The sequence below is a fragment of the Vallitalea maricola genome (assembly GCF_036985595.1).
In the GTDB taxonomy this organism is placed as follows: domain Bacteria; phylum Bacillota; class Clostridia; order Lachnospirales; family Vallitaleaceae; genus Vallitalea; species Vallitalea maricola.
Map to the genome: position 1 here is coordinate 1 of NZ_BTPU01000019.1, position 23,721 is coordinate 23,721.

19 protein-coding genes are annotated in these 23,721 nt (G+C 31.0%); 5 read left to right on the top strand and 14 right to left on the bottom strand.

What is annotated here, in order from left to right; all coding sequences use genetic code 11:
* From AACQ14_RS06265 to perR, 3 genes are all read left to right on the top strand, one after another.
* On the top strand, positions 1-815 hold an 815-nt coding region (locus AACQ14_RS06265), incomplete at its 5' end, for a uroporphyrinogen decarboxylase family protein (RefSeq protein WP_339362726.1).
* A 229-nt stretch (positions 816-1,044) separates the two neighbouring features.
* Positions 1,045-1,980 (top strand): AraC family transcriptional regulator, encoded by a 936-nt coding sequence (locus AACQ14_RS06270; RefSeq protein WP_339362727.1) that lies wholly within the window; start codon positions 1,045-1,047, stop codon positions 1,978-1,980.
* A gap of 101 nt (positions 1,981-2,081) precedes the next feature.
* Positions 2,082-2,498, top strand: coding sequence for a transcriptional regulator PerR (gene perR / locus AACQ14_RS06275; RefSeq protein ID WP_339362728.1), 417 nt, complete (start codon positions 2,082-2,084; stop codon positions 2,496-2,498).
* 62 nt (positions 2,499-2,560) lie between these two features.
* Here the strand turns inward: perR and AACQ14_RS06280 are convergent, their stop codons facing one another.
* The 13 genes from AACQ14_RS06280 to AACQ14_RS06340 all read right to left on the bottom strand — a co-directional run bounded on the left by AACQ14_RS06280 (position 2,561) and on the right by AACQ14_RS06340 (position 20,857).
* On the bottom strand, positions 2,561-3,730 hold the full coding sequence (locus AACQ14_RS06280) for an aminotransferase class I/II-fold pyridoxal phosphate-dependent enzyme (protein ID WP_339362729.1): 1,170 nt from the start codon (positions 3,728-3,730) through the stop codon (positions 2,561-2,563).
* Positions 3,727-4,209 (bottom strand): Lrp/AsnC family transcriptional regulator, encoded by a 483-nt coding sequence (locus AACQ14_RS06285; protein ID WP_113673263.1) that lies wholly within the window; start codon positions 4,207-4,209, stop codon positions 3,727-3,729. The genes AACQ14_RS06280 and AACQ14_RS06285 overlap by 4 nt, the downstream gene beginning before the upstream one ends.
* Before the next feature lie 33 nt (positions 4,210-4,242).
* Positions 4,243-5,232, bottom strand: a complete 990-nt coding sequence (locus AACQ14_RS06290) for an AIR synthase family protein (RefSeq protein ID WP_339362730.1) — start codon at positions 5,230-5,232, stop codon at positions 4,243-4,245.
* Positions 5,198-6,958 carry a VanW family protein gene (locus tag AACQ14_RS06295; RefSeq protein WP_339362731.1) on the bottom strand — a complete coding sequence of 587 codons (1,761 nt, stop codon included), beginning with the start codon at positions 6,956-6,958 and terminating at the stop codon, positions 5,198-5,200. Before AACQ14_RS06295 ends, AACQ14_RS06290 begins: the two co-directional genes overlap by 35 nt.
* Positions 6,959-7,173: 215 nt before the next feature.
* Complete coding sequence (locus AACQ14_RS06300; RefSeq protein ID WP_339362732.1) at positions 7,174-7,677, bottom strand: flavodoxin domain-containing protein; 504 nt, start codon at positions 7,675-7,677, stop codon at positions 7,174-7,176.
* A gap of 271 nt (positions 7,678-7,948) precedes the next feature.
* Positions 7,949-8,515, bottom strand: coding sequence for an S-layer homology domain-containing protein (locus AACQ14_RS06305; RefSeq protein WP_339362733.1), 567 nt, complete (start codon positions 8,513-8,515; stop codon positions 7,949-7,951).
* Positions 8,516-8,660: 145 nt separating this feature from the next.
* Positions 8,661-9,650, bottom strand: coding sequence for a 3-deoxy-7-phosphoheptulonate synthase (aroF, locus tag AACQ14_RS06310; protein ID WP_339362734.1), 990 nt, complete (start codon positions 9,648-9,650; stop codon positions 8,661-8,663).
* 1,051 nt (positions 9,651-10,701) lie between these two features.
* Complete coding sequence (locus tag AACQ14_RS06315) at positions 10,702-12,408, bottom strand: extracellular solute-binding protein (protein WP_339362735.1); 1,707 nt, start codon at positions 12,406-12,408, stop codon at positions 10,702-10,704.
* Between the two features lie 74 nt (positions 12,409-12,482).
* A complete protein-coding gene (locus AACQ14_RS06320) occupies positions 12,483-13,373 on the bottom strand; it encodes a carbohydrate ABC transporter permease (RefSeq protein WP_339362736.1) in 891 nt (296 codons plus the stop codon).
* 32 nt (positions 13,374-13,405) lie between these two features.
* Positions 13,406-14,359: an ABC transporter permease gene (locus tag AACQ14_RS06325; RefSeq protein WP_339362737.1), complete on the bottom strand. Its 954-nt coding sequence runs from the start codon at positions 14,357-14,359 to the stop codon at positions 13,406-13,408.
* An 84-nt stretch (positions 14,360-14,443) separates the two neighbouring features.
* Positions 14,444-17,407: an endo-beta-N-acetylglucosaminidase gene (locus AACQ14_RS06330; protein ID WP_339362738.1), complete on the bottom strand. Its 2,964-nt coding sequence runs from the start codon at positions 17,405-17,407 to the stop codon at positions 14,444-14,446.
* 139 nt (positions 17,408-17,546) lie between these two features.
* Complete coding sequence (locus AACQ14_RS06335; protein WP_339362739.1) at positions 17,547-19,136, bottom strand: response regulator transcription factor; 1,590 nt, start codon at positions 19,134-19,136, stop codon at positions 17,547-17,549.
* Positions 19,137-19,150: 14 nt separating this feature from the next.
* A complete protein-coding gene (locus tag AACQ14_RS06340) occupies positions 19,151-20,857 on the bottom strand; it encodes a sensor histidine kinase (RefSeq protein WP_339362740.1) in 1,707 nt (568 codons plus the stop codon).
* A 347-nt stretch (positions 20,858-21,204) separates the two neighbouring features.
* Here AACQ14_RS06340 and pheA point away from each other — a divergent pair, with 347 nt between their 5' ends.
* Positions 21,205-22,026 carry a prephenate dehydratase gene (gene pheA, locus AACQ14_RS06345; RefSeq protein ID WP_339362741.1) on the top strand — a complete coding sequence of 274 codons (822 nt, stop codon included), beginning with the start codon at positions 21,205-21,207 and terminating at the stop codon, positions 22,024-22,026.
* Positions 22,027-22,358: 332 nt separating this feature from the next.
* Positions 22,359-22,967 (top strand): hypothetical protein, encoded by a 609-nt coding sequence (locus tag AACQ14_RS06350; protein ID WP_339362742.1) that lies wholly within the window; start codon positions 22,359-22,361, stop codon positions 22,965-22,967.
* A gap of 28 nt (positions 22,968-22,995) precedes the next feature.
* Here AACQ14_RS06350 and AACQ14_RS06355 read toward each other — a convergent pair whose 3' ends face one another.
* Complete coding sequence (locus AACQ14_RS06355; protein ID WP_339362743.1) at positions 22,996-23,703, bottom strand: 3'-5' exonuclease; 708 nt, start codon at positions 23,701-23,703, stop codon at positions 22,996-22,998.
* Positions 23,704-23,721: the final 18 nt, after the last annotated feature.

Consider the following 23,721-nt stretch of genomic DNA (forward strand, 5'->3'; position numbering starts at 1 on the left):
CAGATATTGGAGAGTCTACAGATGCATGGGGATGTAAATTCTTGAATTACCAAAAAGGTATTATAGGAGAAGTTAAGGAACCACTAATCCAAGATGAAGAATGGAAAGATGTGAACAATATTCATATCCCAAGGGAATGGTTAACAATAGATAAAGATAAAATAAATGAGTTCTGTAAGAATTCAGATAAATTTGTTTTTGGCGGCTGCTGTCCTAGACCTTTTGAGCAGCTACAATTCATTAGAGGTACTGAGAATCTATTTATTGATTTAATGCTAAGACCACAAGGCTTACTTGATTTCATGGGTAAAATGCATGAATTCTACTGTGAACTATTGACAAAATGGGCTGAAACTGATGTTGATGGATTATCTTTCATGGATGATTGGGGTTCACAAAAAAGCCTTTTAATAAATCCTACTACATGGGAAGAGTTATTTAAACCAATGTATAAGGACTATATAGATATAGCTCATAGCCATGGCAAAAAAATATTTATGCATTCAGATGGATATATATTAGATATTTATCCTCACCTAATAGAATTAGGTCTTGATGCGATTAATTCACAACTATTTTGTATGCCAATAGAGGAGCTAGTCAAGTTCAAAGGCAAAATAACTTTCTGGGGTGAGATTGATAGACAGAATCTATTACCATATGGCAGTATAGAAGAAATTCAAGATGCGGTTAAATCAGTTAAAAATAATCTATGGGATAACGGTGGATGTATAGCGCAATGTGAATTTGGTCCAGGTGCTAAACCTGAAAATGTGAAGCAAGTATTTGAAACATGGAATGAACTTTTTAGATAATAATAACTTATATTATTATATTACCAGTAAGTCAGAAAAAGTGTTTTGTTCGGACTTGGTTTTTGTAAAATAATCACAAAACCCTTTTTCTTCTAATAAGATGGCTATTGACTATCAAGTTTATGGTAAATAGAATAACACAAGTTATAGTTTATTGAATTGAATATTTATAAATGGTATACTGTATAAGTAACATATAATAAATATTTAATAGAAAGGCTGTAACTGTATGAGTGAAAATATAAAAATTAATTTATCAGATTATGAAGATGATTTCATGCTATTAAATAAGATATGTTATAAAGATATATTAGTAAACAATATTCAATTAAAGATATTAGGTATTCATTATATGGATACTGATCCTGATTGGAATGTGAGCAAGCATAAACATTCTTTCTTTGAATTTCATTATGTAACCAATAACTATGTTTTTACCACATCTAACGGAATAAAACGTAAAATTACTCCAGGGCACTTTTATACATTAGCACCTGGAGTATTACATTCTCATTGTCAAGAAAATGGAATTGGACATACTGGTTTTTCTATGCGCTGGGAGATTATGACTAACAGTGCTTTTAATAACGAACAATTAAATCTAATTAAATCAAAGCAATTGATAGAATCTATATATGCCACTACTTCAGAACCTTTAACAGATGATGGCACTATTCTTAATGGAGTATTAAATTTGTTAAAAGCAGGTAGACAAGGATGTTCTGAATTAGAACTTCAATTAGCCTTTTTTCAGATTGTTCTTAAGCTGTCCAAATATGCAAATCAAAATTTATCAGAGTTGAAATCAAATATAGAAAGCGATAATTCATTTGATAATAATATCGTCATCAACACTATACAGTTTATTGAAGACAACTATTATCAAGATATTAACGTTAATGATGTAGCTAATTCCGTTCATGTAAGTTATAGTCACCTTTCTAGACTATTCAAAAATTCAGTTGGGGAAACTGTTAATCAATATATTAAAAAAGTTAGACTTAAAAAGGCTGCATATCTATTAAAATGTACTAATAAAGATATGTCAACAATAGCTAAAGAAGTTGGCTTTAATAGCGAGTATTATTTTTGCAATGATTTCAAAAAAAATATAGGTATGTCACCTGGAAATTATAGAAAAAGTAATTCAAGTCTATCAGAATAATTATTCCAACTATTTCAAATACCTTTATTAAACTTGACAAACTATATAAGTATAGTATAATAATTACTAGATAATAATTATTATTGAAAGGAGACTATGGTATGCAACATATAGCCGAGCTATTAAAAGCACACAAATTAAAAGTTACTCCTCAACGAATCGCTATATTCAAAATATTATATGACAGCAAAGAGCATCCTAGTGCGGAACATATTTATAAATGCTTACAAGAAACACATCCAACAATGAGTTTAGCTACAGTATATAAAACTCTAGACACTCTAAAAAAAGCAGAATTAGTTCAAGAATTCAATGTAGGAGAAGACAGCTTTAGATATGATGCCAATATCAAAGCTCATCCACACATGATATGTCTAGAATGTCATAAAGTTTTTGACTTGGCCACTATGAAATTGGAGAATCTTAAGAAATATGTTGAAGAAGATACTGATTTTGAAATCATGTATGAAAAAATATTCTTTTACGGAGTATGTGCAGATTGTAAAAAGAACAAGTAATGAAATAAACTCTGTTTAGTTTTCTCTACTACTAAACAGAGTTTATTTTTATTATTTTAAAGTTATTTGATTAATCTACCTACAAATTTTTCTATTCTATTAATAGCCAGTTTTAAATCATTGATACTATAAGCATAAGAGCATCTGATGAATCCTTCGCCACTATCACCAAATGCTGTACCTGGTACTACAGCAACCTTTTCTTCCATAAGTAATCTATTAGCGAATTCCTCTGATGTTAAACCTGTTTTTTTAATAGATGGAAATAGATAAAAAGCTCCTAATGGTTCAAAACATTCAAGCCCCATACTTCTGAAACCTTCAATCATTACTTTTCTTCTACCATTGTATGCCTTTCTCATTTCTTCTACATCTGAATCACTGTTTTTCACTGCTTCAATAGCTGCATATTGACTTGTAGTAGGCGCACACATAATTCCATATTGATGTATTTTTGTCATAGGTCCTATTATTTCTTTTGGACCTACTGCATAACCCATTCTCCAACCTGTCATAGAATATGCTTTTGAAAATCCGTTTATGACTATTGTTCTATCTTTCATACCATCTAAAGATGCTATAGAAACATGTTTTTCACCATATGTAAGTTCTGCATAGATTTCATCTGATAAAACAATTAAATCATGCTTTATAGCTACTTCAGCTATCTTTTGTAAATCTTCCTTATCCATAATAGCACCTGTTGGGTTATTAGGGAATGATAAGACTAATATCTTAGTTTTATCTGTTACATGTTCTTCTACTTCTTCTGGTGTTAATCTAAACTCATTTTCCTCTTTCAAAGGTATAGTAACAGGAGTTGCCCCTGCTAAAAAAGCACAAGGCTTATAAGATACAAAGCAAGGTTCTGGAATTAATACTTCGTCACCAGGATTGATAAGGGCTCTGAATGCAAGGTCTATTCCTTCACTACCTCCAACTGTTACCAATGTTTCTGTCTTGTAATCATATTCTAATTCAAATCTTCTTTTTAGATATTTACATATTTCATCTCTCAGCTCTAACATACCTGAATTGGATGTGTAAAAAGTCTTTCCTTTTTCTAGAGAATATATCCCTTCTTCTCTAATATTCCAAGGAGTGTCAAAATCAGGTTCACCTACACCTAATGAAATAGCATCTTCCATCTCAGATACTATATCAAAAAATTTTCTAATACCAGATGGTGGAATAACTTTTACTTTATTTGATAATTTGTCTTCTAACCTCATGGTGTCACCGCCATTCTTTCATCTTTTTTATTTTCTTCTAATATAATACCATGGTCTTTATATTTTTTAAGTACAAAGTGAGTACCTGTACTTAATACTGATTCAAGAGGTGCTAACTTTTGTCCAACGAATAATGCTACTTCTTTCATTGTTTTTCCTTCAATTATAACTGTTAAATCAAAACCACCTGACATTAGATAAACAGCTGTAACTTCTTTGAACCTATAAATTCTTTCAGCTATTTTATCAAAACCTTGTCCTCTTTGTGGTGTTACTTTTACTTCAATCAATGCTGTTACCTTATGAATATTTGTTTTATCCCAGTTAATTATTGTATGGTAACCACATATAATCTGTTCTTTTTCCAGTTGTGTCAACTCTTTTGCAATATCTTCTTTTGGATTATCTAATATTGTGGCCAGATCATCAACTGTTACCTTGCAATTCTGTTCTAATATACCTAAAATCTCTTGTCTCATATATAGTCCCTCCACTTTAATTTATTTATTAATCTAGGCATTAATAACTTTATACAATTCATCTGTTTTTGGTGGGGTCAAGGCTCTTCTCGTATCAGATTGAATAACTATCTTATCTTTTCCTTCTACTATTTTACCTATTACTGAACCAGCAATTCCTGCCTTTTCCAATTTCTCTACCAGCAGTTCCCCATTATATGTAGTAATAATCATGCATCCACTAGAAATTAATTTATAAGGATTGAGATTATAATATTCGCATATTTCAATGGTTTCTTGTTTAATAGGAATATCTTCAAGTTTAACTTCTAAACCTACATTAGAACAAGCGGCGACTTCCCATAAAGCTCCAAACACACCACCTTCTGTCACATCATGCATGGATGTGGCTCCATGCTTAACTGCTATTTTAGCTTCTTCTACAACAGATATGTAATCACCTAGCTTCATTGCATTATCAATAAGATCTGAATTAAAATGTTTTCTTAGCTTATCTTCATTATCTTTAGTAATTATTGCAGTACCTTCAAGTCCTGCCCACTTTGTTATAATGATGTCTTGTCCCACTTCTGCTTTTCCTGTTAGGACTAACTTGTTTTCATGGGCTTTACCAATTCCAGTTACTGAGATAATAGGCTTATTCACCGCATTAGTTACTTCTGTATGACCGCCCATTACCTCAATATTTAATAGATTACACTGATAATTAACATCTTTCATGATTTCTTTCAATTCTTCTTCCATAAAACCTTCTGGAAGAAGTAGTGTAAGTAAGATACCTACAGGTTCAGCACCACTAGAAGCTAAGTCATTGGCTGTTATATTAACAGCTAGTGAGCCAATATCTTTTACTGCACCTGTTATAGGGTCAGTTGATACAACACATACTTCATCTTTATCTAATTTTATTGCTGAGCAATCTTCACCAACATTAGGCCTGACAATAACTTCTTCTCTATGTGTACTAAGTTGTTTAAATATAGATCTCTTAAGTACTGTCTCCGGTACTTTTCCCAGCTTCATCTTTATCGACTCCTTCATCTGTAGCTTCTTCATTTTTTTCCATATCTTCTATGTTTTCTGAATCTTCTTGAATCGAAACAGTATCGTCTATGGTTTTTTCTAATTCTTCTTCTGATGCATTGTCTATCTTATCATCTGTAATACTGTCTTCAGTATTCTTTTCTATATATTCTTCTGTATCCACTTTTATATCTTCTTCTATATCTTCTGAAATTTCTTGAGTATCTGTTACAGTATCTTCAGTAATTTCTTCATCATTATCTATAGTTTTCAATGTTTCTACTGTTTCTTCTTCCTCTAATACATTAGTTGCTTCCATAGTTTCAACAGGTTCTTTTGCTTCTGCTACCTTTTTCTTACCTACTCTTATTATAGCACCAACTGGCTTATAATAACTGGTATTTACTAATTGTTTATCAGTTAATTTATCATTTACATAAATTAATTTATATAATTTTACTTTATAACCATTTATTGCTTTTCTTTTTGTAACCTTTGCACCTGGTGCCAAAGAACTATCTGTTATATAAGTAGCTTTTGGAGGAGATATCTTTTGGATGATTTCCGATTGGAATTTAATCTTTCTGCTACTATTTCTCTCGTCTTTACCAAATAATCTCATACAGAGTTTACCACCCTGTACATAACTTTCGATATAGATTGGATAGTTACTACTGTTTTCAAAAACAAAATCCACATGATTACCTGACATTGTGGCATCTTTGCCTTTTTCTATATAAGATACTGGCATAGAATGATTTTGTCTTTCAATTACTTTCAGTTCAGCCATTAAAACAGCATTATATAGAGTAGTAGCTACTTGGCATATTCCTCCACCAAGCCCATCTTTTACTTCGCCTGAAATAATTATAGGGGCGGCTTTATACCCATTTTTTGAACTTATAGGACTTATTGCTACATGGGTAGCAAAATCTTGACCAGGATATAAAATAGTTCCATTTATTTTATTACACGCTATTCTTAGATTCTGAGTTCTTGCTTCATTATTATTGTGTGCAGTACTATATTCACCTATTACATCTTTTATATTACTATAATATTCTTTGGTGTATTTTGGTTTTGTTACCTCAACAACAAGTTCTAATTCTTCTTTAAAATTGTCAATCGTATTTTTTAGATTAGCTACGTTCGTATCAACATTCAATTTTAAGCCATTAACTTCTTTGTCTATAATAAATTCACTATTTTTTCTATGTATTATAGCATTTTTTGGCTCTATATTAAAGTCATTTTTGATAGAACTAACAAATTCTTTTATTTTCTCTTCATTATATACGTTTTCTACACTATAATCAATTTTATCTTCTTTTAATTTATTTATTTTATTATATCGTTCTTTCAATTTACCTGTCTTGAACAAATTATAAGCTTTATCTACAATTTCTTTATAATTGGATTTGAATTCAAAATAATTATATGGTTTAGCATATATTTTATCTTCAAATGATATTTTTATTTCTTTATCAAATATTTTTTCATCGATAATCTCTTTCATCTTGTCTATTGCTTCTTCTTTAGATAAACCACCTATGTCTATCCCCTCGATACTTATTCCTTCGTAGATGACATCCCTTTTTACAACTTTCTCCATATTTTTATATCTTATTAAAAAATAGCATGCTAAAGCAACAATAACTACTATTATAGTGATTATTGTTACTATTAACCATTTTCTTTTTTTCTTATTATTCTTTGGTTCTTCCATTAGAGCATCCTCCCTCTATATAAATTCTAGCCCTTATTATAATTTATTTTTTCTTTTGTAAAAAAATGATATATTAGTAAATTTTTAAAATGCATAAGTTGTACTTTTTTATCATAACTTTTGGATAAATATCATTACAAATAATAAGTCTATATATACATAGATTCATATTGTATATATAGGCTTACTCAATGCAATAATCATAAAGCTATACGTTAAACAAACCTATTAAGTGATTTACCATATTCTCTACATTTTTTCTCATTCAATTTACTATAACTACCTGTGGGTTTTGAAATAGAACTCATATAACTATTTACGCTCTCTAACTCTTTAGAACTTAACTCACTATTGTCCATTTCTCCTGCAAATACTGCAGTTTGATTAATTTCTCCTGGAATGATATTAGTAAAAGCCTCAATATTCATTTCTCTTTTTGATCTTACTTCATTATCAGAAGAAACTACAAAGACAGATTTTTTCTTATTTTCTAGCTGGTCTTTATTTCTATTGATAAAACTACTCATTTCTGGAAGAGGTTCGTGCTCATATATAGGTGTTCCTAATATAATATAATCATAATTTAGACTATGAACGTTACTTACATTTAGTACATCTACATTTCCTCTGATCTCTTTTCCAATCCAGTGTGCTATTTTTTCTGTACTTCCATGTTTGGAAGCATATGCAACAAGTACATCAGATGTAACATTACGCATATCAAAACAACTCCTTATTTAATTATATTAATGATTCTACTTATTTTAGTGCTTTTATTTATTTTATCCAATATAAAATCTAATATACAATTATCCCTCTTAAGTATTTTAACACTAATATAAAAAAAATATTGGAAAATTATGTAATTAAAATCAAACTATTTTTTGTAGAATATACTAAAAAACAATAATAAAAAACAGACTCTTGGCAGCTAACTGTATGTCTAAATTACATCAGCAGGCTAACAGAGTCCATTTATTATTTCATGTTTTATTTATTAAGATTAACTAATATGGTATCCCATATTAAAACACTTACTTCACCTCTAGTGACTTTTCTTCTGATATCTCCGTTGTTCTCTTGAGGGACTATACCTATTTCTTTTGCTCTATTAATATAATTGGTTGGCCATTCTCCTTCAAGATTATCATTTTTACCTAAGGCATTAACTAATATGGTTACAACTTCTGCATAACTTATATTATCAAGTGGTCTGAACGTTCCTCCAGTATCTCCTACAATCAACTTTAATTTATAAGCTTTTTGTATATCTGGAACAGCCCAATAATCAGCTTTTACGTCACTAAATTTTTTCCCTTCACCTGGTACTTCTTTACCGCTATAGCCTAATGCTCTTACTAGGAGGGCTGTAACTTCTGCTCTTCTAATATTATTATCCAATGCAAGTGTACCATCAGTATAACCTTTTAAAAGTCCAAGTGTATGTAACTGATCCCCTGCATAATTTTGCCTATCAGTAGCTGCGGATGCAGGAACAGCTGCTATATTTAATGTTACCAGAATACTTACTAACAATATTACTATCTTCTTATTCACTAATATCCCCCTTACTGTCATTTTAGATTGTTTAATAATTATTTTTCCACCTCTAAGTTGCATCATATTCATTTAGGTAACATAATTATAGCATACTTTTCCAATTGATAGGTTACCAAATCATAACATTTTTATCTCAGTATAATTAAACAATCTTTAACTCATCCATAAGTTCTTTGAATTTTGAAGGTTTTAATGATTGAGCTCCATCACATAAAGCACATTCTGGATTATTGTGTACTTCTATCATAAGACCATCTGCTCCTACTGCGACAGCTCCTTTTGATAAAGGTCTTACCATTTTCCATTTACCAGTCGCATGACTTGGGTCAACGATGATAGGTAGATGGCTTATTTCTTTTATAACAGGTATTGCACTTAAGTCAAGAGTATTTCTAGTATATGTTTCAAAAGTACGTATACCTCTTTCACATAAAATTACATCTTCATTTCCCTCTGACATGATATATTCAGCAGCCATTAACCATTCTTCAATAGTAGCACTCATACCTCTTTTTAATAAAACAGGTTTTCCTAATTTTCCTGCTTTTTTAAGAAGTGCGAAGTTCTGCATATTTCTTGCTCCTATTTGAATTACATCTGAATATTTGGCAACTACATCTATTGTATCTAAACAGATTGCTTCTGTTACAATAGGTAGACCTGTATCTTCACTTGCCTGCTTTAACAATTTTAATCCTTCTTCACCAAGACCTTGGAAACTATATGGTGAACTTCTAGGTTTGTATGCCCCTCCACGAAGTAAAGTAGCTCCTGCTTTTTTAACATCTCTGGCAACCTCTATCATTTGTTCCTTAGTCTCAACAGAGCAAGGACCTGCTATTATAGTTAGATTATCTCCGCCTACTTTTGTATTCCCAACGGTAATAACTGAATCTTCTGGATGGAATAGTCTACTTGCCAATTTGAAAGGATGCTGTACCCTCATTACATTTTCAACATCATCATATACTTCTAGCTGCTCTTTATTTAGTTTACTTGTATCTCCAATCAATCCTAATATACTGTAGTTTTGCCCAATTGTTTCATGGACACCTAATCCCATATCTTCTAACTTTTTAATTAATCTATCAATATTTACTCTTGGTGTTTTAGCTTTCATTACTATAACCATTTGTTATTCCTCCATTCATATTTATAAAGCTCTTATTTATAAAACAACAGTTGATTTACTTATAATAAATACTTTGCGCATAGTATTCTTAATTAATATATAAAAAAAAGAAGCTCCTAAGAGCTTCTCTAAATTTCATCATTCTAAAAATTCATTATTAGCTTCTTATGATAGTTTTTCTCAAATCCATTCAATTTTTTTAATGCAAAATAACCAGCGCTAAAAAAGTAAAAGCCCCAGCTAAAAAAGTAAAAATAATATGAATTTGAGTTTAGGTTCTTCGTTAAATCTATCATAGTATCACTTCTTATTCTATATTTATATTTATAATTTCGTAGTATTGTTTTAAAAATTGTTTTATTAGTTCTTAACTATATAGAATAAAAGGTTAAATGTCAAGGTTTTTTTATTATTTTTTTGTTAATTCCTAATAATTGGTAAGTATTTAATATCTGTATACAACAGTCGCTCCAATAGTATAGGGGAATATTCCGTCAGCCCATTAAACGTCCATGTTTAAAGGGCTGAGTTCGCCGTCCATGGCTCACTGCTCCATATTCCCCTATACTATTTACGCTCGATATTTTAGTCATATTGTTAGTATAGCTATTAATCCGTTGAAAAAAATGAATCAAGAACTACTTATTAATTCTTGGTTTCAGATTGTCCACAAAGTCTATTATTTAACTTTAATTGAAAAGATTTATTTAATTATTACGCTAATTGATAGATTTCTGACCATATATTATTCTCCAATAACGGAATAACTATGAAACGAGCAGTAAAGATTTTATAGGCTTTTAACTGGCTATAGAGTGGTAAATGTAAAGAAAATCATATATAGTGATAATAACGACCTTTACGGCTTGTTGCCATCCCTTATAAACAGCTAGAAGCAACAAACGTAACGAGAGTAATTATCACTATATATGATTTCAATATACGACCGTTGTCTATTTTAGAAACCAATAACTAATTATTAATCCTTGATTTATCTTGACAACTTAACTTTTTAATAGTTCTTTTAATATAATACTTTAAAACAAACTCCTTAGAATAGAACTTTATCATCTCTTTTATCTGCTTCACTATTGATGAATTCTTCGTATTCTAGGATTCCACCGTCGATTAAGTACTTGCAATATTCATCTATAATCTTTTTAGCTTCTTCGTCTGATGAGGCGAAATATGCTCTTTCACGGTAGTCACGCCATAGGTCTCCGTTTAGTAGTTCATTGATTTCGTCTTTCTTTTCGTAGTTGTTTATGAAATTGCTGGCTCTGTATCCTTCTACAATTGTATCTGGAACGATATCTTTAATGATATGTTCATAAGCTGCATCAGGTATTTCGGATTCACCTGGAGTGAATTCACCCCATTCACTTATATATGGATAGAGTGAGATAAATTCTCTGTATTCTCCTTGAATACCTGTTTCTGTCTTGAGATTACCTTCTTTATTCATATCAATATATTCTTTTTTCATCTTTGGTTTACCATCAACCATGTCATAATGCACGCCTTCAAGTCCATAAAAAGCTAACAGCTTACCTTCTTTACTATTTAGATAATTAATTGCTTTTATGGCTGCTTTTGCGATTTCTTCATCTGTATCTGCTGGGATGAACCATGCAGGTGATCCTGCTCTACCTTTTAATGCGTTACCGCCAGTCTGTCCTCTGCTGTTTTTGATTGGACCTACTGGGACATATTCCATTTCTGGATGCTCTTTGTATAAGGTGTTCTTATAAAAATCTTTTTGATGGAAGTAGTGAACTCCATGTAGAACATATTTACCAACGGCATGTTTTTCTTTTGCTATAGTATCATTTTGTCTAAAAGCTTCAGGGTCAAATAAGCCCTCAGATACTAATTTCCTCATAAATAATATCTCATCGACAACTAATGGACCTCTTCTATCTACAATAGCTTTATCTGTATCAGGGTCTACCCAGAATCCACACATATAACCAGTGTGATATGAACGTGTTAATTGATTATAATCCCATCCATTATGCCAGTTACCTGCTGGAATTACAGGATTTCCATTAGCATCTGTGAAGTCTCCCTCTTTTACTTCTTTCAAGAACTCATATATTTTTTCTGAGTGATCGAAATCTTCTGGTTTCCAACCTAGATTTTCCATGATATCCTTACGTACATATACGCAGTATCCCCAGTTTTTGTTGTCTTCTGGTGTAGCAGGTAATTGATATGGGATAACATATGTATGTCCGTCAAATTCCTTGCAATAAATATCATTTTCCAGAAAATCTTTGGCACATCCTTTTTCGAATTCCTTAATGTTTGAACCATATTCGTCAAGTAAATCTTCTAAAGGCATTACCATACCTTGACTACTGGCTCTTTTAATTATTGCAGTTTCTCCTCCATTACCGCCCCAATAAGGTGCAGTAACCAAATCATAAGGAACATCTCCTGATGAGAACATCATATTGAGATTCTCTGATTCTGAGGAAGTGGCATATTCAATATCAAGAATTACACCTGTTTCTTCTAAAAGTTTTTTTGCTACTACATTATCATAATGGTCTCTAGGTGCATTACCACTTGAACCATTCCAGCAAGAGAACACTTTAACCACTATTGGCTCCTTATTATTATCAGCTTCATTCTTACTACCATCATCAGTATTGGTTATATTAGTTTCCTTATCTTTGCTACAACCTGTAAAAATAGAAAAAGTCACCATAATTACCATTACTGTACAGAAAAGTCTTTTGATATTTCTTTTCATGTGAAAACCTCCCTAAATTATTTTATATATCTATCTAACCATTACAAAATAAGATGTAATGAATAAATACTTATTTACCCTTTGATTGAACCTATCATAATACCTTTGACAAAATACTTTTGTAGAAACGGATAAACACATACTATTGGCAGAGTGATTATCATTAAAAATGCCATTCTTAGAGCTTCTGGTGTTGTCTTAGCACGACTAATATTATAATTCATATTCTTTGTATCAGTAGCTTGCTCAAAATTGGTTTCGCTAAGTATTTTCTGTAATATAGTAGCTGCTGGTTTCAGTTTTTTATCAGATACAAAGAATGCACCTACAAACCAATCATTCCAATGGCCAACTCCATAGAATAATGTTATTGTTGCAATCATAGGAAGAGAAAGGGGTAAATAAATCTTAAGGAATATCTTCAATTCCCCACATCCGTCTATTGTGGCAGATTCCCTTAATTCCTCTGGTATGGTCTGGAAATATGTTCGCATAATGATAATATTGAAAAACTGGTATAGGTACGGTAATATGTAAATCCATATGCTGCTTGTCAAGCGAAGGCTTCTAAGTAATATGAAAAATGGTATTAATCCGCCAGTAAATATTGTTGTAAAGAAAAAGAAGAATGTTATAATCCCTTTTCCCGGTAAATCCTTTCTAGATAGTGCATATCCTGCTAAGGCTGTCAGAAATACACATAAAAATGTTCCAACAACAGTACGAAAAATTGAAACACCGAAGGCATTAAGTATTAATGGATCTTCAAAAGCTTTTATATAATTATCAAATGTAAAAACTCTAGGCCAAAAGTATAATCCACCCTTAAGTGCATCATAGCCATCGTTTAATGATAGTATCAATATGTAGAAAAAAGGGTAGAAGGTTACAAAACCTAATGCACTAAGAAGTGTATAATTAAGTACCTTAAATACTTTTCCTCCTGTAGATTGTTTCTCAACCATGTAAAATCACTCCAATCATTGTCATATGAAACCTACCAAAGAGATGTATTGGAAACTTTTTTTGCTATACGATTGGTGACAACAATCAATATCAGGGATACAATGGATTGAAACAATCCGACTACAGTAGCATAACTATATTGACCTTGTTGCAAACCAACCTTAACTGAATATGTTTCCAAAACCTCGGATACTGGGATTGTGGGCGGTTGCTGGAATAGAATAATCTGCTCGTATCCTGCTTTTAACAAACCGCTCATGCTCAATATGAATAATATCCCAACTGTAGGCATGATACCCGGTAAAGTGATATTAATCAGCCGTTTCCATTTACTGGCTCCATCTATAGCAGCAGCTTCATATAACATAGGGTCTATGCTGCTAAGAGCTGCGAGATATATAATCGAATTAAATCCTATATTCTTCCATATATCAGAAGATATAATCACAATATAGAACCATTTTGCAAATCCTAAAAAGAATATTGGTTCTTTACCCATAGCCATTCTTAAATCATTAAAAAGTCCTTGATGTGGAGATAAGAACTTACTGAATATAGTAGCAACAACTACCCATGATACAAAATAAGGTAAGTATGTTACTGTCTGGATTACCCGTTTAAATTTATTGATTCTAACTTCATTAAGCATTAATGCTAATATGATCGGTGCTGGAAAACCTAATAGCAGTTTTAAAAAACTGATTACAAATGAATTTCTTATCAATAACTCGAATTGGAAATAAGTAAAAAATTTTCTAACGTATTTCAATCCTACCCAGGGACTCATTAAAATCCCTGTATCAAATCTAAAGTCTTTGAAAGCTAAAGTTACCCCATACATTGGTATGTAACCAAAAACAAAGTAGAATACTATGGCAGGTAACAAAAACAGGTATAATATTTTGTATTTACATATTCTTTTCCATACTGATCTTTTATTACTTTTTACTATTTTTTTTGGTGCCTTTGCTGTCATTGTTTTCATTATCTTCCCCCTAAATTTGCAGGTTCAAGTATAAAAGAGGCTGTTACCAATACAAACCAGCCTCTTTTATTGATTAATTGTTTGTTAGAAGAAACTAGTTTTAAATGATGATACACTATTACATTCAGTAGAACCATTACTATTGGTTCCAATAACTTTCCAATAATAGGTTGTTAATCTGTTTAGTGTTATATTGGAAGTATAATTACTATTATTAATATCTGATATATTTATCTCAGAGCTGGAAAAATCACTATTATCATCAACAATAATTTGATAGCTGGAAGCATTCATTGAATCTCCCCAATCAAAATATGTATTATTGCGGGATATCCATCTTGAATCATTAGCTGGAGATAATAAATCAAAGCTTCCTGGTAATGTTGATGAGCTACTGTCCTTATATCCCATTACTTGGAATTCATATATACGTGCAGCTGAATCTCCTCCTGCATCTGTTATATATAATCTTACATAACTTGCAGATGTAAGGGCTATTGCGTGACTACTTATTCCTGATGTATTACCTTGCATATCAACTACATTTGTCCAATTAGTTCCATCGTTGCTGACTTGTATTTTATAATCGCTTGTATTATAGCCTGAGCCTTCTCCACCTGCTTCAGCATGCTTGACAACGAACTCACTAAGAACATATTCTGAGCCAAGTTCTACAACAAGCCAATGAGGTTCTGCTCCTGTTGCACACCATTTAGTATTTACTTCATTATCAACTGCTCCTGATGGTTCTTCTCCTGAAACGAAGGTATCTGCTGTAGCGTTTTTAGAAACAGCTATATTACTTACTGTTATGTCATTAGAAACTACAATCAATTCTTCCTTAGTCTCAATATCTTCACCCATTTCATTAGTTGCTGTTAAAGTTACATTGTAAATACCTTCAGTAGTGTAAGTTACTTGTGGATTCTCTTCATTGCTGCTGCTTGGTGAACCTCCTGGGAAATCCCAAGTGATTGACTGAGTAGCTTCTGTAGATTTATTATGAAATGTAACTGTTTCATTAGGCTTGATTAACGTCTTACTTACTGTAAAATCTGCTACTGGGATTGGATATGGAGGCCACTGAAAAGATACATTAGCTACTTGACCATGATTATAATTCTTATCAAGTGCTATTACTTCTAGAGTTGTCTCTGTTTCATAACCATCACGTCGCATTTCTGACACATAATATGCATTATTAGGTGTAGCCCCAATAAATTCTTTTGTACCATCAGATTTCACTCTATAAACTTCATATACTTCTATATCCCCATCAAGTTTGTTCCATTTTAATCTTGCGTCTGCATATAAACCTTCTCTAATATCATTATTAACAATTGTCAACCCAGAAACTGGTTGAAGTACGCTTAAATCTGTATTTCTTATGGATATCTGCCCTACATTTATTGTGTAGTCTGCTATAGTAGTATCACTATCAAAATTCAAAGATAACTGTTCTATAGTTTTACCAGCAAATCCACTTAATGATATTGTTTTTGTTGTCCACTCATTTTGTGTAGATGTTCCTACATCCAGATAAGTAAATTGATCCTTATTATCTTCAAAAGAAATACCTACCTGCATATGTGATTCATTCAATGGTGTTTTATAAGTTATGTATAAGTTAGTATTTGAATCTATTGAAAGATTAGTTTTGTAGAGTTTAAGATGTGTTGCATTTTCATGACTTAACACACCACTTACTTTTAATGAACTTCCACCATAATATGCAGTTGTCCAGTCAAAACTTGGATATAAAGGAGTACCAGTGCTATCTGCAATCCATCTCCATGTAGGTAGAACATCCTGCAAGCTTCTGTTATTCCAATCTCTGTTACGTTTCACTTCTCCATTCACCGCATATATGTGTCCATTACCAGTATTAAAATTAGTTGTAAATGGAAGACTGTCAATTGGTGATTTTGCTATTATGTAATGAGCTATACCTTTCCAATAATCTGATGTGTCATTATTTCTTGGGTCCCTGTATTTTCCTACCCAGAAGCGATTTGCTCTAGCATAGAAATCATCTCCATCTGAAGAACTTCTGAATGTCCAGTCAGGTCTATAGATTCCTATGGAAGTCTTAGCTTCCTGACCTTCTGGAAAAACTCCATCCCATTCAACATAGAATTGACCGCTTGGTTCATTATAACCATTAGCCTCAGTATAAACTCCTGCATACACATCATACTGACTTCTACCTAGGCTGATTGCCTTATCACGTGATGAAGACATATCATTCCACCAATAGTTTGTAAAGAATCCATTAGTGACTACATGATTTCCATCTTGGAAAAACATTTCATTATTGCTGGTAAGTGCATTTTCATATTGGATATTTCCATTCTTGCTCATTGAATCATACCAGTGAAGCTCCATTCCTTCTGGTTTATTCTCCTGGAAATATTTCATGAACTCCTGCATCTGTTTTGCATCTGCCGAAGTGGCACCTTGAGTTTCTTCGTGCATGAACCATCCATCAAATCCATAGTACTGTGCTACCTCAATAAGCTTATCTGCCCCAGGGAATACCCCTGCAGGATTTTCTTGTATCATTTCTCTTACCCATTGTAATTGACCACCATAATAATCAGGCTGGAAATTGACACAACCTAAAACTTTAACTCCATTTTTATGAGCTGCATCTATTACATCTGCACTAGGAGTAACGATTATACCTTCAGAAGCTGAACCACCCCACATAACTAATGAGTCCACATACTGCCAATAGTTGAATGTATACCTATCAAATACATCTGACCCTTGGGATGGGTTATCACTTGTACTTGGATTCATAGTAGCTAATATCTGAATCTTTGGCTCTGCCATTGCGTTACTATTAACTCCATCTCCAGTAAACCGGTTTTCCAAAGGAACTACTCCTCTATTAAAAGCTGAATCCTCATCTGTCTCTGGTGTCCACTCCAGTAATTCATTTGGATACCAATATGATGCATAAGGCTGCTGTGCATTGGCATTTTGTGTCAACATACAGAATGTCGCAAAAAAAGCTAGAACTAGAAATACTCTTAATTTCTTCATCACCATATCCTCCTTCATTATTCATTCAACATATATAGATTATATAAGTAAAAGACTTATAATCTAATGGATTTTTCTTAGGATAGCATTGGACAAATCTCTAAGAAATATAAAATGGCTGTTCTCGTACCGCAAATTATTACGAGACAGCCCCATTTCTATACTCCATAGGAGTATAATTAAATTCTTTTTTGAATACTCTATAAAAGTATTGAAGATCATTATAGCCTACACTCTTGGCTATTTCTTCAACATTGATATTTGTTTCTTTAAGCATTCTACAAGCATACTCCAGCCTCTTCATTGTAATGTACTTAGTACAGGTTACTCCTAACTGCTCCTTAAATATAGTAGAGAAATAGTTAGGGTTAATTCCATATCTAGCAGCTAGACTTTTTACATTAATCTTTTCTTCATAATGCATGTCAATGTATTTTGTAATTTCATCAACTAATTCCCTACAATTTATAGGTGTCTTTTTATTTATTATCAGTCTATTGTCAATGAGTCTATATAGATATAGTGAAATATCTTCTAGTCTATTGGCATAGTTCATGATATCATATTGTGATAAATCATATTGAGTAACCTTCTGTATTTCTACACTTGTGGAATATAATGTCTCATATATAGTATTTACTACCTCAGAATATAAGAAGTACAAGTTCCCAGCATTAGATTCTCTGAATCTATCTTTTGAAAATATCTCTTGTAGTAGTACTTCAACATTCTTGATATATCCTCTTTCAATATTCTTCTTTAGTAGCTTCAATTCATTTTTAGGGAACAAAAATTCATTTGATAAGTCCATATGCTCTCCAGTATAGATTTTATTAAGACCATAGATAAGTCTTAGGTCAAGAGCTTTCTTGGCTGATTTATAAAGTTCATCATTAATAAGGGTAAGTATAGTACTGATACCTATGGTCTTGGAAATCTGCTCCTCTGATAAACAATCATAGAATAACTTTTTACTGATCCTGTCACAAGTCAATTTTAACTTTTCTGCATCTCCCCATATTAATATCAATATTTGATTCAGTATATCCATGTTATTAAATGCATAATAATTGTCAAAATGAATATTAGTAACCAGATAATCAAATATCTTGGTCTTCACGTCTTCAATATCATAGTAATTATTTTTACATTCACCTTTTGCGTCATAGTTGATGTTCAGTACAATCAATTGATATTGGTTACTATTATACATAATAGGATAATTGTACTGTAAGAATTTACTGTCATGCTTATTTGATTTTAATAAATAGTTTAATTCATTTTCATATGTTAATTTTTCATTACGTATCTTTATATTAATATTTTCTTTTGATAAAATATTGTATTGTTTCTTTTCTTCTATACGAGAAATCACTTTATCAAGAGCTGACATTAGATCTTCATCTGTAGTAGGTTTCATAAGATAACTCTTCACACCCATATTGATAGCTGCTTCAGCATATCGAAACTCTGAATATCCGCTGATAATAATGAACTCTACATGCTTATTGAATTCTCTTACCTTCTTTATCAATTCTATACCATCCATATCTGGCATACAGATGTCAGTAATAATTATATCAATATCATTGTCTTTTATTATTTCCATGGCTTCAATACCATTTCTGGCATCATGGATCTCTTCAAACGGCAAATCAACTTTTTTAAGTTTATGTACAAGACCTTTACGAATCCATTTTTCATCTTCCACAACTAATAAAGTATACATACCATGCCCCCCCATCACAAATAAATCGGCAATTTGTAAATAACTTTTGTCCCTTTACCCATAACACTCTTTATATCTATTCCATATTCATCTCCACAAGTCATTTTAATTCTCAAGTTTACATTCCTTAAGCCTATACTCTTTCCTCGAGTTTGGTCAAGGTTGAATGACATATCATTAATGAATTCATTTATCTCCAGTAACATTTCTTCACTCATTCCAATGCCATTATCAGTAACGGTCATTATCAGGTATTTTTCAACCACTTCAGCTTCTATTTTAATTGTACCTTTTTCCCTATTTCTAAAACCATATTTTATAGCATTCTCAACTATAGGCTGTAAGATGAACTTTAGTATCTTATACTTTTTAATTTCCTCACTTACATTAGTTATAATACTATATTTATCATCAAATCTAATATTCTGGATGTCAATATAATTCCTTATATGATTCTCTTCTTGATAAAACATAACAAATTCTTCTGAATCCTTATTCAGACTATATCTGAACATCTCTCCCAGTTTTTGACTCATTATAGATATTTCATTACAGTCATAAATCTCCGCAATATAATTAATGGATTCTAATGTATTGTATAGAAAATGAGGATTAATCTGAAATTGCAGTGCAACTAATTCAGCTTCCCTTTTTTCAATTTTTTCTATATAATTTTCTCTTATAAGTGATTTTATTTTTTCTATTGAACCATTAAAATAATTATCCAGTTCTCCTATTTCATCTTCACCAATAACATTTTCAGTTATTTCAAGGTCACCTTTTTGCACCTTTAACATCTTTTTGTATAAAACCTGTATTCTGCTTGAAAATTTCTTAGAAAATAATATTGTTATCAAAATAACTAAAAATGTTACAATAATACCATATATGACTATACTCTTGGTTTCATTTTCTATCACTTCATAAATCGAGGAATAATGGGTTACAAAGAAAACTCTCCAATTATACCGATTTACTTTTTTATAGAAAACTACATCTTTGTTTTGAAGCACTTGTCTATAAGTCAATGTATTGTTTTTGGTATGCAAAGAATTGATTGTCTGCAATCCATCTTTTTTGTATTGTAAATCCCCTTCATAATAGACTAATTTGTTTTCATCATCCAGTATATACAAACTGTTTTTATAATCATTATCAGTCTTTTTATTAAGCCCAAACAATTCCCTATCCAATATATCTATTTTCAATAAACCTATAATGTTCCAATTTTCACTGGCAATGTCAATGATAGGTCTTACGATTGAAACTATGTTATCATCTAATGTTGGCACCTCATAGAAAAAAGTGGTCATTTCCTTACTGTCAATATTCATTTTATTTCCCCAAGTTTCCTCAGATATCATACTTATGTTAGAAACACTATGACCATCTCTAGGGAAATTAGGATCAAGAGAATACAGCATTATATTATAAATACCGTTGACCCTTTTGCTTTTATACATTATATCTATATTCTTGGATATCTTTTCATGTACTTTATTGACATCTTTTTGCTGCCATCTATCTGCTTCTGATAGTATCTTTTGAACTGAATCATTAACAATAATTCCCCAAGTCAGATTTTCATATACGTTCAATTTAAATTGAATACCATCTATGTATTTATTAAATAATTGTTCACTACTCTGAAATAATTGATGCTCTACTTGGTTATGCGTATTTTTATATGATGATATGCTGAATGTAATAATGGGTATCATACCAATAAAAATAATATACCACATTAATTTATAGAAAATCTTCATATTTCTTATATGTCGGCTAATTGTTGTATACATTCGTCTAAGCATCATAATCACCATATTATAAATTTTCAATCACTATAATTATAAAATATTCTATTACATTTTTCAACATAGACTATTTTAATGATTTATTAGAGTATATTATACTAATATTAAATAATATATTTATTAAAACTAAATATATAAACATTTGACTTTATACTAATGTTTCTGTATATTTATTAGTTAATACCTTTTAAAATTAATATTAATTTAGTTAAGACTAAAATTCAATTATAAATATACCTGAATGGAGTGATTTCATGTCATTATTACGAGTAGGATTTCAAGGTGTTAAAGGAGCTTTTGGCGAAGAAGCATTATATAATTATTTTGGAGAAGAAGTTCATACGGTAGCAGTTAAGAATTTTGAAGATATATGTACCTCATTAGAATCTGGAACAATAGAATATGGTGTACTTCCTATTGAAAATTCTTCTACAGGAGCTATTTCCGATGTTTATGATTTGATTAATAAGTATGAATGTCATATAGTTGGAGAAACCCATGTTAAAGTCAATCATAATCTTATGGGAATAAAAGGCTGTAAAATGGAAGATATAGAAGAAGTGTATTCTCACCCACAAGCATTCGAACAAAGCAAGAATTACCTGAATAATTATAAATGGAAGCTTGTACCCTATTATAATACTGCAAAAAGTGCTGAATACATTATGAAGCAGGGAAATAAAAAAATAGCAGCAATAGGCAGTAAAAAAGCAGCTCAACTATACAATCTAGACATACTAGCATCAAACATCAATTCTAATAACACCAATACAACACGTTTCATAATATTAGGAAAGAAATTAATAGTTAATGAAGAATGTAATAAAATCAGTGTAGTATTATCTACAGAACATAAAGCGGGAGCTTTGTATCACGTTCTAAAGCATTTTGCAGAAAATAATATTAATATGTTAAAAATAGAGTCCCGACCTAGGGGAAATACTCCTTGGGAGTATAATTTCTATATTGATTTTGAGGGTAATATCAATAATGATATCATTAGGCAAGCTCTTGAAAAGATGTCCAAGGATTGTCATCATTTCAAGATTCTAGGTAATTATAAACAATTCAATTAAGAACTATAAAAAGGAGGCTGTCGGATAATGCATCTTTCCTACAGCCCCCTGTGTTATTATCAATCCAATTTTACGCTATAAATGGAATTAATGCTATTGCAACAGCACTGCCAATCATTATTGCCGTTATTACTATAGCCACTCTTTTCATAAATTTTCTACTTCTGAATATGTTCATCTTGTTCCCTCCATGAATAATAATTTATACCCTTTTTTATTTATATACTAGTCCTTTATATTCATAAACATTGAGTTACTACTAATTATATATTATAATAACACTATTAGTCAAAAGATAAAAGAAGTTATTTTTGACAAAACGAGGTGATATAATGCCAATACCAATTTTTTTATTCTCATTCATAATACTAATTATTGTTATCAAATTAAAAATGACCCAAGCTGATAAAACAATAAAGAATACCAGTAAAACTTTTTGGGCAAGAGAAGAAAAGGCAATGTTCACGAGAAAAAAATCCCTTGAAAATCTTGATTATATTTATATTGATAAAAATGAATTGCCTATATTAACTAAAGAAGAGTGCTCTGATGACATAATATATATTCAAAATAAAGTCCTGGAATTATTAGAACATAAAATAGTTAATTTTCACGGCAAGACAAATACCGATCTTAAATTAGAATACGGTACTGCCAATTTAGATACTCTTATTATGTATGAAGAACATTATACCAAGCTTATAAAACATCTATACAAGTGGGGAAAGTTATTATACGAAAATAATAAAATAGATGCAGCTGTTCAGGTTTTAGAGATAGGCGTAAATATCAAAACTGATATCAGCAATCATTACATATTACTGGGAAGATTATATAAAATAAAAAAAGATACTAAGAGCTTTAATTCCCTATACTCACAAATCAGCAATACTGACTTTATGTTGAAGGATAAAATATTAAATGCTCTAAGCTCTTTATAATTTTTTATATTTAATTCAACTTATATATTTATTTTGCTCTACCATATGTATTAATAATATTATCTATAGCTCTGCTGGCTTCGCTTTTAGATAATTCGTCAATCTGCTTATCCAGGACTACATTATGTTTTCTTATTAGTGCCGCTAGATAAGCTTTTTGTTTATATGTAATTGCAGAAGTTTTCTTAGGTTTCCATAAGATTGGTTTAGGTATAAATAATTCCTTATTCTCTTCATAAAAATCCGCTTTAAGCTGATTATATAACTGATATGTAGCATATGCATCATTAAATGCACGATGACCATTAAGATAATCTATTCTATAGTAATCACATAAACAGCCCAATCTCCTGCTAGGCAAATCCTTTAATACCATTCTTGATATGGCCAATGTATCAAGGGCATTTTTTTCAAAATTCATATTTAATTTTAGTGCATATGTTTTTATAAAGCTGAAATCGAATTTTATATTATGTCCAAGTATATCAAATCCTTTACAAAAATCAATAAAATCTGGTAAGACAAAATTGATTGTAGGTTTATCCTTTACCAGTTCGTCAGTAATACCAGTAAGTGATACTATGTTGTCAGGAATTGATATTTCTGGGTTTATTAGCTGATTGAATTCATCTACTACATTACCATCAACTATTTTAACTGCTCCGATTTCAGTAATTCTACTATCCATCGGGCTTATACCTGTAGTCTCTATATCAAATGCTACAAAGTTCTTCATAATGACACCTCAGTTCAT